At 61.6% G+C, this 10,553-nt stretch carries 15 protein-coding genes; 4 read left to right on the top strand and 11 right to left on the bottom strand.

Going from position 1 to position 10,553, the window contains the following annotated elements; all coding sequences use genetic code 11:
- Positions 1–103 precede the first annotated feature (103 nt).
- The 9 genes from QZ638_RS19305 to QZ638_RS19265 form a co-directional block, all read right to left on the bottom strand.
- Positions 104–649, bottom strand: a complete 546-nt coding sequence (locus QZ638_RS19305; protein WP_295813529.1) for a S26 family signal peptidase — start codon at positions 647–649, stop codon at positions 104–106.
- Entirely contained in the window at positions 646–1,164 is a 519-nt protein-coding gene (locus QZ638_RS19300) for a DUF2840 domain-containing protein (RefSeq protein ID WP_295813528.1), read from the bottom strand. The genes QZ638_RS19305 and QZ638_RS19300 overlap by 4 nt, the downstream gene beginning before the upstream one ends.
- The gene (locus tag QZ638_RS19295; RefSeq protein WP_295813527.1) at positions 1,161–2,504 is read right to left on the bottom strand and encodes a DNA cytosine methyltransferase; all 1,344 of its coding nucleotides are present in this window, start codon (positions 2,502–2,504) and stop codon (positions 1,161–1,163) included. The genes QZ638_RS19300 and QZ638_RS19295 overlap by 4 nt, the downstream gene beginning before the upstream one ends.
- Entirely contained in the window at positions 2,501–3,529 is a 1,029-nt protein-coding gene (locus QZ638_RS19290; RefSeq protein WP_295813526.1) for a replication initiator protein A, read from the bottom strand. The genes QZ638_RS19295 and QZ638_RS19290 overlap by 4 nt, the downstream gene beginning before the upstream one ends.
- Positions 3,530–3,799 (bottom strand): helix-turn-helix domain-containing protein, encoded by a 270-nt coding sequence (locus QZ638_RS19285; RefSeq protein ID WP_295813525.1) that lies wholly within the window; start codon positions 3,797–3,799, stop codon positions 3,530–3,532. It abuts the gene before it with no gap.
- 146 nt (positions 3,800–3,945) lie between these two features.
- Positions 3,946–4,326 (bottom strand): DUF2285 domain-containing protein, encoded by a 381-nt coding sequence (locus QZ638_RS19280; protein ID WP_295813524.1) that lies wholly within the window; start codon positions 4,324–4,326, stop codon positions 3,946–3,948.
- Positions 4,327–4,525: 199 nt separating this feature from the next.
- The gene (locus tag QZ638_RS19275; protein ID WP_295813523.1) at positions 4,526–4,726 is read right to left on the bottom strand and encodes a DUF6499 domain-containing protein; all 201 of its coding nucleotides are present in this window, start codon (positions 4,724–4,726) and stop codon (positions 4,526–4,528) included.
- A 318-nt stretch (positions 4,727–5,044) separates the two neighbouring features.
- Positions 5,045–5,338, bottom strand: a complete 294-nt coding sequence (locus tag QZ638_RS19270) for a hypothetical protein (RefSeq protein ID WP_295813522.1) — start codon at positions 5,336–5,338, stop codon at positions 5,045–5,047.
- A gap of 41 nt (positions 5,339–5,379) precedes the next feature.
- Positions 5,380–6,057: a DNA methyltransferase gene (locus QZ638_RS19265; RefSeq protein WP_295813521.1), complete on the bottom strand. Its 678-nt coding sequence runs from the start codon at positions 6,055–6,057 to the stop codon at positions 5,380–5,382.
- Between the two features lie 502 nt (positions 6,058–6,559).
- Between QZ638_RS19265 and QZ638_RS19260 the strand changes: the two genes are divergently transcribed.
- Entirely contained in the window at positions 6,560–6,880 is a 321-nt protein-coding gene (locus QZ638_RS19260) for a DUF2285 domain-containing protein (protein ID WP_295813530.1), read from the top strand.
- A 97-nt stretch (positions 6,881–6,977) separates the two neighbouring features.
- On the opposite strand, the gene QZ638_RS19255 is transcribed toward QZ638_RS19260, so the two are convergent.
- Complete coding sequence (locus QZ638_RS19255; RefSeq protein ID WP_295813520.1) at positions 6,978–7,358, bottom strand: tautomerase family protein; 381 nt, start codon at positions 7,356–7,358, stop codon at positions 6,978–6,980.
- A gap of 95 nt (positions 7,359–7,453) precedes the next feature.
- On the opposite strand from QZ638_RS19255, the gene QZ638_RS19250 reads away from it, so the two are divergent.
- Positions 7,454–8,311, top strand: coding sequence for a LysR substrate-binding domain-containing protein (locus QZ638_RS19250; protein ID WP_295813519.1), 858 nt, complete (start codon positions 7,454–7,456; stop codon positions 8,309–8,311).
- Positions 8,312–8,485: 174 nt separating this feature from the next.
- Here the strand turns inward: QZ638_RS19250 and QZ638_RS19245 are convergent, their stop codons facing one another.
- Positions 8,486–9,391, bottom strand: coding sequence for a LysR family transcriptional regulator (locus QZ638_RS19245; protein WP_295813518.1), 906 nt, complete (start codon positions 9,389–9,391; stop codon positions 8,486–8,488).
- Between the two features lie 111 nt (positions 9,392–9,502).
- Here QZ638_RS19245 and QZ638_RS19240 point away from each other — a divergent pair, with 111 nt between their 5' ends.
- Together QZ638_RS19240 and QZ638_RS23385 are read left to right on the top strand one after the other, a co-directional pair.
- Positions 9,503–10,378: an SDR family NAD(P)-dependent oxidoreductase gene (locus QZ638_RS19240; protein WP_295813517.1), complete on the top strand. Its 876-nt coding sequence runs from the start codon at positions 9,503–9,505 to the stop codon at positions 10,376–10,378.
- Positions 10,336–10,553 (top strand): SMP-30/gluconolactonase/LRE family protein (locus tag QZ638_RS23385; protein ID WP_366936261.1); only part of this gene is annotated, 218 nt, incomplete at its 3' end. The genes QZ638_RS19240 and QZ638_RS23385, both read left to right, overlap by 43 nt.

Here is a 10,553-nt window from a genome sequence, read left to right as displayed (position 1 = left end):
CGAATGCGGCCGGAATAGCCGCCGTCAGTCTTCTGGAATGCGCCAATATTCGCCATGGAAAAGCTCCTTCTGTTGTGGATGGAGGGAGATTTCAGTGCGCCCATCACCGTGATCGGGCGCGCCATTCGTAGCGACCGTCGCCGTCCTCGTCGGTCCAGAGCGGCAATACCCGGCCGATGACCGAGCTTGCGGGGATGGGGCCGAAATAACGGCCGTCGAGGCTGTCGCGGACTTGCCCATTCATGAGGAAGAGTTCGCCATCGGCGACAACACGGCAGCCCAGCCAGACGGGCAATACGCGGTCCATGCGGTCGCGTTCCAATGCCTCGCCCATCCTGATGCCGTCTACCGTGATCGTGCGGCCGGCACGGCAAACCTGTTGCCCCGGTAAGCCGACGACACGCTTCAGCAGCGGCACGCCATGCCCGACATAGCCGCGTTCGGCCATGAAAGCCGCGAGCGGTTCGGGCGGCATGACGGCGACCAGCTCGGGCACCTCGATCCGGTCGGCCGGAGCGATCGTGTAGAGGCCAATGGGCGCGCTCGCCGTCAGATTCCAGATCAGTTTCGCCGGCGTCTCGATGGCGCTGGTAGCGGTGACGCCCATCACGGCCAGCACCGTCACCGTGAGGATGCGACGGCGCGTCATGGCGCGATCCTCCGACGGCTCACCCAGGCGGCGTGTCGCTCCGGCGTATAGGCGTGCGGCTCAAGACCGGCCCTCAACCGGTTATGAACGTGCCGCCAATAATCCGGCGATACATCGGCCGGATCGAGGCCGAGCGCTTCCACGGCGTCGATGGCCGAAAGCGCGCGCTGCACCTTCGGCCAGCCGTCGAGGCGCAACAGGATGTCGCCACCGGGGCGCACGAAAGGTAACGTCTGGAACGGCTCTCCGCGGCCAATGGCCCGCACAATATCGATGCGCGAGATGATCGTGCCATGCTCATTGGCTGCCCATCGCACGAAGGCAAATATGCTTTCCGGTGCGAAGCCGACGACGCTGCGGCGGCGATCGAGAATCTGTTCGTAGCTCTTGCGGCCGAACCTGATCCAGTGTTCGATCTTCTGCTTCTGGAAGGTCAGTTCGACCAGTGTGGTAAAGGGCGCGGGTCCGTCCGGCAGCGGACGGCCGTGCGCACTGCCATGGGCGCGCCGGGTCATGGTTCGTCTCCAGGGATGTGCTGTGGGCCACGCGTAAGCACCGCATCGAGCGCGGCTTCGGTGCGCAGAATGCCGCGGCCGATGGCTTCGGGGATTTGCGGAAGAACGGCGTCGCCGAAGGCTTCGACGATCAGGCTGGCCGCAGCAGTCCCTTTGCGACTGCCGAGCGCAATGCGCGTGTCAGCCAGCCAGGCGGAAAACCCATCATCCAGCCGTAGGTGATGGGCAATGCCGCCGTTCCAGTCAGCCCATGGCTCCGCAGCATCGCCGCCAGTGCCCGCGCTCCCGCCCATTTGTCCGGCGCGCGATCGGTCATCGCACCGTCCATCACCGCATCCATCGTCGGGGATTTCCGCCGATCGTAGGCGGGGCTCCAGGCGTCCATGCGGCTGTCCCGTTTCGTCGGCGTCGGCAGGGTTTCCGCCGCGTGGCGCAACAGGTTCGGCGTGTCGATCTGCGCCTTCGCACCGTTTGCCCGCTTGCCCGTCTCGATCTCCTGCGCGCTCAATCTGCGGCCGCCGTTTGGCTTCACCGGCGTCGGCATCATGCCCGCGTGACGACTGGCGTGGCCCTGCAACTGGCTCAACACGTCGCCCCGGCCGCCTCGATCCGCGTCGGTCTTCCGTGGCGTGGCGAGGATCATCCGCAGCGGGTATGTCGATCCCGCTCCGCCGCCCGCACCGTCCCTCATCCCGTCCGAGGCCATCGGAGTCGGCAGCGAACGATTGCGGAACAGGTCGTAAAGGCCGGATTCCTTCATCGCCCGGCGTGCGCCCGATCCTCCCTCCATCCGCAATCCTCCCTGCTGGGATTGCGAGACGGGTGTGGGCAAGCTGTTCGGGATCGTAGCCGATGAGCCATGATCGCTTGCGGACATGGTTGGCGCCGACGTCCGAAGCACCCACCACGCACGGTTCCGTGGCGTAGCCGAGCGCTTCCAGCTCGCCGAGCAGCCGGTCAGCGCCGCGAGTTCTGAGATTAGCGCTGTTCTCAAAAGCGAACCAGCGAGGGCGGCAATCTCCGACCAGACGGACGGCTTCGAGGTAGAGGCCCGACCGTTCGCCTTCGATCCCCTTGCCCTTGGTGTTGGCGCTGGAGATGTCCTGGCACGGCGGGCTGCCGACGATGATGTCGGGAAGGTATCCAAGATCGGAAACAAGTCGAGTTGCCGTGAGCCCACGGATGTCGTCGTAGATGCGGACATGGGGATTGTTCTCTGCGTAAAGGATGCGCCGCCACTCGACGATTTCGCAGGCAGCTATGGTGAGGAATCCGGCGCGGTGCAGGCCGAGCGACCAGCCTCCGGCCGCCGCGCTGAACAGGTCGAGGGCGCGCATCATGGCGCACCTCGACGGGTGGCACCGGCACCATGGCTCGCTTGCGCGCGCGTCAAAGAAGAAGAGTTAGATTCTCTGTTAGAGTCTTCTATAAAGTGCGCGGTGCGATTTGCGCCTAATGTGCCGATACTGTTTGCGCCTAATCTGCCGATAGGTTTAACAGGGTTACCCACAGGCACTGTGGATAAGTTTTCGGGGCGAAAACGCAGCAGTTCGCGCCTGTCCTCCCACTCGATTTCGAGCCGGTATCCAGGCAACGGCTGACGGGTGGCGATGCAGCGCAGGTCGAGTGCGAAGTCGGACGGTCGTGCGAGGCTGCCAGACTTTTCGTGAAGATGACGGATCTCGAAAGCCCAGCCCTCGGGCTGGTGTCCGGCGTGCTTGCGGGCGACACGGTAAAGCCAACGCTCGATGCCGCCAGTCAGCCGGAAATAGGCCGGGTCGATGGTCAGGACGAGCGAACGATCAACGACGCTGGTATAAAACCATTCGGGCAGGACGAACTCCATGCCCTCGACGCGGCCCGCACGCGTCGTCATTTCCTCCCACTCATTGATCCATGAGAATTGCCGCCGCCGCCAATGCATGCCGTTTCGAATGGTGGTGGCGATGACGGTGGATTGCAGACGGGCGAGCGCTGCCTTTAACAACAGATACTGGTGATTTCCGGTCGGCCGACCGATGGCGCGTAGCAACTGATACGGCGTGAAGCGGAAGAAACGCGATGTAGGGATGCCGTTGTTCTCGGCTGCTACGATCTGCGACGCGGCCCAGATGAGGACATCGGCATCCCAGATGGTCGCCATGCCATATTCGGGCAGGGCGAAGACCTGCACTTCTGTGTCTGCGGCCTTGTAGAGAATTGGTTTCAGACGTGGGCGTTTGCCCAGCGAAAAGAATGGCCGCTCCATCAGGTCACGCTGATCGCGCGGCGGCGCGTCGCCTGTGGCGACCACGAAAGGATCGAGACGGCTACGTTCGCTTTGTCCGTCCGGTCGCGCGCGGATATGCTCGTTGTCGCGCAGCATTCAGAACCCGGTCTGTTCTTCGGGCGTCAGAGGCCGCGCGGGAAACACTGTTCCGGCATCGCGATCCTTCGGGGATTTTCGGGCGCCGATAGCGGTCCAGGCGTCGAGATCGTCGACGGCATAGACGACGCGGCCGCCGATCTTGCGATAGAGCGGGCCGGTGCCGTAGGTGCGGTGTTTCTCAAGGGTGCGCAGTGAAATGCCCAGGAAGCGCGCGGCTTCCTTGGTGCGCAGGAATCGGGGCGGCAGGCCCTCCAGAAGATCGGACATGGATCACCTCGGGTTCGTTGAACAGGCGGCTGTCGGGCGACAGCAGCGGGCTGTGGCGAACCATGGCGGGGGAACGACGGTCTGTAGCGGGCCGTATTTGCGTGTATGCTTTTACGGCCCCCCTCTGACGGCAATCGCGGGCGCGTTTACTGAAGGGGCGATTTGATCGGGTAATGGAGAAGCAAACGATATCCGCCTTTCATCATGGCAAAGCCATGGGCGACGAGACGGCGGGCCTTGTTTCTGCGCGGATCGTTCTCCCAGTCGGTCTTGTCGCCGTGAAACCCCAGCAGCACTTCGGCGATCCTGCGGTGACTTTCTCCCTGAAGCCGGGCATCGAGCGCACGCAGGGACAGGATATGCAGTTGCCGCATCTGCCCGGGCATCCTGCGGAAGTCCGGACCTGTCCGGCGACCGTGGAACGCGCGCCAGAAGCGCCGCGCCGCATGGATACGCAGCTCGAAGAAGGCATCCCATGGCAGGCGGACCTCGTGGATGCTCGCCCCATGGAGCGAATCCTCGGGCATCCAGATCTGATGGGTTACGCCATCCGCGTGCCAGAGACCGTGCCAGCCGTCACTGGCCTGTCGCAGGTCAAACCCCGACAGATGCGCGAAGGCAGAGGCTCCGCTTTTGTCCGCCTCCGGGGTCAGCGACAGCTTTACCGCCTGTGGCTGAAGTCCCGGAGTCCAGAACAGGGATTGCCGATCGGCAGGCGTTTCAGGGTCACACGGGAAATCGCAACCCCCAGCGCTGGGAAAATGCCTCCAGCCGGTGGGGCGGCGGTGTCTTCTTCCGCGCCATGGCGCGAAAGTCGCGGTGATAGTCCTCGTCGCGTCGCAGATATTCCCAGGCGAAACCGGCGGCGGGAATGCTGTTCGCGTGCCTGTAAGCCGCCGATGCACGCCAGTCTATGCTCAACAGCATAGCGTCACCTCCCTATACCGGGCGGCTCGGATCACCACCTGGATAAAGAAGCCTTCACGACGATCGGAAATAACGGTAGCCAATATATACAGATAACCGGATCACCTAAATTGATAATTTAGCTTTATTACTTCCGTTTAATCTTTTCGCTTCCGACTTGCGAGCCGGGCTGTGCCCGGCGAGCGCGTTTTTGTGTCGCGCGAACCCTTGGGACGCGCGACGACCGCCGATCCGGCATGGATCGGCGGAAATTTGCCGCTACTGCTGATTGGTCCATGGCCGCGTGGCCGGCTTGCCGGCCACGCGATTTCAGATGGCCTATGGCTGCCTGAGCGGGCGCCAGGCGTCTTTCGTTCCCGCGCGGCGATAATAGAGGCGACGGCAACGGAACGTGTTCCAGGTCGCCATCAGCGGTTCGAAGCCGTACCACCAGTCCGCGTCTATGTCGCCGCAACGGCCCTCGAACACCACATTTTCCTTCGCGTCACACAGCCAGAACTCCATCGGCAGGGCGTCGCCCTGTTCGCGTTTCCCACGGGCGGGAACACCATCCTCATCCTCTCCCATGCCAAGGCAGTTTCCCCAATAATCGGCGGTCACGATCCAGCGCATTGTAAAATCCTCTTTCTGTCTGTCCGGGAATGAAGGGCGGCTCATGCCGCCGCCTTGCCGTGCTGCTGCTGCATCCACGCAAGCCGCTTGCTGGCCGTCTCATGATGCCGACTGTCCAGCTCGACGCCGATCCAGTCGCGGCCAAGCTGCTGCGCTGCGGCCAAGGTGGAACCGCTGCCGCTGAACGGGTCCAGCACAATATCGCCGGGCGTCGTGAAAACCTCGATCAACGGGCGCAACGCCTCGACCGGCTTTTGCGTCGGGTGCAGTTTGTTGCCCGCATAGGGGAAGTCGATCACGTCCGGGATGGGATTATCGGGCAGGGAAACATTGCCCTTCGCCAGCAAGTAAGCCTGTTCGTGCTGATAGCGCAGGAACTTCGCCGATGACGCATAACGCTTGCGGAACACGATATGCCCGACAACGCGGAAGCCCGCCGCCTTCCATGCGTCCATGAACAGATCGACCTTGTTCCAGCCGTAGAATGAAACGGCGAAACCGCCATCCTTCAAAACGCGGTGCATCTGGTTGAACGCGGGGCGAAGCCAACGGGCATTGTCGTCGTTCGCCACCTTCCTGCCGTCGCGGCTGCGGTAGTTCACCAGATAGGGCGGGTCGGTCAGGATGAAATCCACGGATGCCCTGTCGAAAGAGCGCATCGCCTGGATGCAATCGGCATTGAAAATCACGTTGCGGGGGGTATTGGCGTTTCCGGTCATGTCTTTCTTCCTTTCGGGTTTGGGGTTCGGAGAAGCGAAGCGCCGCTCCTGAACCCTTGCCCGTCGGCGAGACCGGGGTAGCAAGGTGCAAGGAAAGTCTTTGGCACCGTGGAATAAATGGAGGGGACCCGCTTGCGGGGGGCGAGCCGTTTATGCCGCGAAAGGCCGGAGAGTTTTCTTGTGCCGCGCGAGGGCAGCGCCCTTAGCAAGTACCTTCAGAAACCGGGTTACGTTCGGCTTTCAAGCGCGATAGATTGAGCGCAGAGCAGACGCGCTGCTCCGGGGCGTCGAAACCCCTCACGAATGGCTGGTGTTGGCCAGAACGGCACCACACTCCTTGACCTTATGGTCGGGGAGCCCGTGGCGCATGTCCAGGGCTGCCCGCCTAAAGGCCACGGGGCCGTTTCGTGACGGTTTCGAACTCCCCGATCACCAGGGTGACAAGGATGGTTTGCGGGGGCGCACCGCGGACATCACCCTGAAGGGAGAGGGAGACGAATCAATGCGTGTCAGGCCGGAACTCGATCCCGATGTCGATGACGAGGCCCCGACCGGCCCCGACATTACCATCTACGATGAGCAGCATTTCGTGACTTATCTGCGCCTGCTCGATGCCGACGCGGAAGGCGCGGACTGGACCGAGGTGGCCCGGATCGTACTGCATCGCGATCCCGCTTCCGATGTCGCGCGAACGCGGCGCTGCTGGGAAAGCCATCTCGCCCGCGCGAAATGGATGACGAAAACCGGCTATCGGCGGATTCTTGAGCAGGCCATCGAAGAGACCGGTCAAACCAATCATCCAGGACCGAGCCAGTTTGAGTAGAACCACCCCCGGTCTCGGCGCAGTAAGGTGTGGCAGAGCCGTGATGTACGTTGAAGCTGGCTGATAATGCTTTGAGGTTATCGTAGTGAGTATTCGTTCAGGCATACTGCGCAATGCCGTTGCCGAGCGACCAATTCTCTTTTTCGACTTCGACAAGACTCACGAACACATCCTCCGGTCGGATACCGGGATCCTCAGCCAGCACCTCAACGATCCGTTGAAACAGCGCCTTCTTCTGCTCGGACGCGCGTGTGTTGTTCGCCGTGATCTGGATGAACACGAGATCGTCGCTTCGGGCGATTCCGAGGTATGATGCGCCATAGCGAAAATTTGCAGCAACATGCTCCGTGATGGTCATAAACTGATCGTCTTCCGGGACATCGAACTCTTCGTGCATCGCACGATAGAGACCATCAAAGATCGTCTGACGATAGGCTTCCGGCTTTCCGGCGCGCAGAGAGATATGAACGAGTGGCATCGTGGGTGCTCTCCAGATTGTACGGACTTTATTCTGGATATTGCTTATCCATGCCGATATGGAATGACTAGAAATATCAGAAATTGAATTTTTAAATGGCAAAACATCCCCTCGATCTGGACGCAGTTCAGACATTCATCCGTATCGCCGAACTCGGTAGCTTCACGCGTGCAGCTGAGGCTATGCAAACGACGCAATCCACAGTCAGCCTGAAGTTGAAGCGGCTCGAGGAGAAACTCGGCTGCAAGCTTCTGGAGCGGACGCCACGGCATGTACAGCTTTCGGGAAAGGGAGCAGCTTTCCTGGAACATGCTCGCGAGCTTCTCGAGGTTCATGATCGCGCCTTCGCCGCTCTTACGACATCCCGCCAACGACTTACCATCGGCATCAGCGATCATGTTGCGGGACCTGAACTTCCTGCGCTGATAGCGGGCATGAACAAGCAGGATCCGCATCTGCTGATTGAAATCCGGATCGGCTCTTCAAGCGACCTTCTTCAAAGCTTCGACCGCCGCGAACTGGACACGGTGATCGTCCGTCAACATGACGGACGAAATGATGGGGAATATCTAACCAAAGAAAAATTCGGCTGGTATGCAGCTCAGGAATGGCAGCATCGAGTGGGTGAGCCCTTGCCCGTCGCTACGATGCCTGAACCTTGCGGCGTGCGCATTATGGCTGAACACCTTCTCGATGAGGCAGGCGTACCCTGGACGGAAGTCTTTGTCGGCGGCGGTGTTGCAGCAGTCTCAGCAGCTGTTATGGCCGGGATGGGCGTTTCTGCACTGGCGCGGCGCATGCTACCATTCGGTGCGATTGATGTAGGCCCCAAGCTTGGGCTTCCCGATTTGCCGCGCTTACCGATTGTGCTGCACACACGGGTTAATGATGATCGATCGCACGATGCACTTGCGGCGCTTTCCGCTGCCTTCAGGAGTGCGGTGCACAAATAGACCGCAGCTGTCGGATAGCGCGATGGCAGTAAAGCCCCTCACGCTTGGCGGACAGGTGGCGTCATTGCTACAGCAACGGGCCGACGTTGCCTGACGCCTGTGGGGCGGCGCATGAACGACAGCGCTGCATCGTCACAAGTCGGCTCCGATTCCTTGGCGGACGTTCAGTGACCCTCACCGGGCTTCGAGCTTAGCGCCCTTTAACCAGCTGGTAGCTATTTCCACGAAAGCCTTGGTCGCAGGGTTTGGCATCTGCACCGCAAGGCAAAGCTCGAACGCCCCTTCCACCTCTTCTATTTGCCGATAAGCAATGCGATCCGGTCGAAAGCTCGCCATGCTTTCTGGAACGATGGACACACCCGCACCAACTGCGACGAGAGAAAGAACAGCATGCATGCCGTGCGCCTCTTGCGCGACGTGGGGGGTGAAGCTGGCATTCGCGCACAACCGGATTGCCTGAAGATAGAAGCCTCGTCCCTCTATCATCGGCCATAGAACGAAAGCTTCATCTGCGAGGTCGGCAAGGGTTAGCCCAGTTTGGCTTGCCAGAGGATGATCTACAGGCAGGGCCATGCAGAGCCGATCATGGTCAAAGCCGTGCAACTCGATCCCGGCCGCATCTGCCAGTGGAGGAATGACAACCGCCGCGTCCAGCGTGCCGTCCTGGAGGCCGACGATCTGACTTGCCGTAGTCGCCTCGCGCAATTCTAGCCGCACATCGGGTCGCGCTTGACGGAAAGCCCTAATCGCGTCTGGCAGCCGCCCATAAAGCGCGCTTCCGACATAGCTGAGTCTGACAAGGCCAGTACGACCGGCTGCTGTCTCGCGCGCCATGTGGATAGAATAATGTGCCTGCCGCAGCGTCTCGCGCGCTTCACGAAGGAACGCCTGCCCTGCGTCGGTCAGGCCGCTGATCCGGTTGCCGCCCCGCTCGATCAGGACCACACCCAGATCTTCTTCCAGCCGTCTTATCGCCACCGTCAAAGGCGGCTGCGACATACCGAGGCGATGCGCGGCGCGGTGGAAATGACCTTCCTCCGCAACAGCGACGAACTGCTCCATCTTGCGCAGGTCGATCATGCCTCGCGTGGACTGTGCCGCATTTGATACATCAGGCATATCATGGACCCTCATCTTCGGTATTGGACGTATCGTAAAGGCTACGCCATCCTCCGCGCAATGGAGGATGCCATGATGAACCAACCAGATTTTACCGGGCGCGCAGTGCTGATAACCGGAGCGGGGCAGGGCTTGGGCTTTGCTTATGCACGAGCGGTTGGCCAACTGGGCGCGACCGTTCTGCTGCACGATGTCGGGGCGGATACTGACGGAACTGGGACAGACAAGACGATTGCGGAAAACGCGGCCGCAAGCCTTCGCCACGAACGGATTGACGCGCATCCCTTCCACGCCCCGATCCATAGCCGCGACGCTTGCCATACCTTGGTGCGTGATTGCCTTGCGGTGAACGGCCGCCTCGATGCCGTGATCCACAATGCGGGGTGGGTCGGCTATGAGCGGGTCGAGGAGGTGCAGGAGACGTCCTTCGACCACATGATGGCGATTATGGCGAAGGCCCCGCTTTGGATTGCCCAAGCCACATGGCCCGTCATGCGCGAGGCTGGCTATGGCCGGATCGTGCTGACCACCTCCTGCCGCGCCCTTTATCCGCAATATGTCCAGAAGGGCCTTGCCTCTTACGCCGCAGCCAAGATGGCCGCCGTGGGCATCGTCAACGTGCTGGCGGACGAAGGGGCTGCGCACGGCATCGTCGTCAACGCGGCATCTCCGGTCGCAAAGACCCGGATGTGGGGCGTCGAGGGCGAGCCGGACGAGCTGAAGCCCGAAGCCGTCGCGCCGGGTGTCGCCTTCCTTGCGTCGGGCGCCTGCACGGAAGGGGGCTGGATTCTGCGGGCGGCGAACAGCCAGTTCCATGCAACCCGCGCGGCCGAAGCCGAAGGGGTGGACTATCCGCGCGACTTGTGCGCGGTCCGGGCTGACACTCCGGCCGCAGTGGCTGCGGCATGGGATCGGATCGCGGTCCTCGCGCGGGAGCCAAGGACATGACCGGACGTATCAAGATCACGGCAAGAACCCAGGCAATCATTGGCGAAAGCCCTGTCTGGAGCGCGCGGCGTCAGCGCCTGCTCTGGATCGACATCTTGGGCGGCCAGTTCCACAGCTACGATCCGGAGAGCGGACGTGATGCCGTCACTCCCGTCCCCGCCGCTGTCGGACTTCT

Source organism: uncultured Nitratireductor sp., assembly GCF_913053745.1.
In the GTDB taxonomy this organism is placed as follows: Bacteria; Pseudomonadota; Alphaproteobacteria; order Rhizobiales; family Rhizobiaceae; genus Nitratireductor.
Note: the sequence above shows the minus strand (reverse complement) of the source record. Positions and strands in the feature narration are given on the sequence as shown.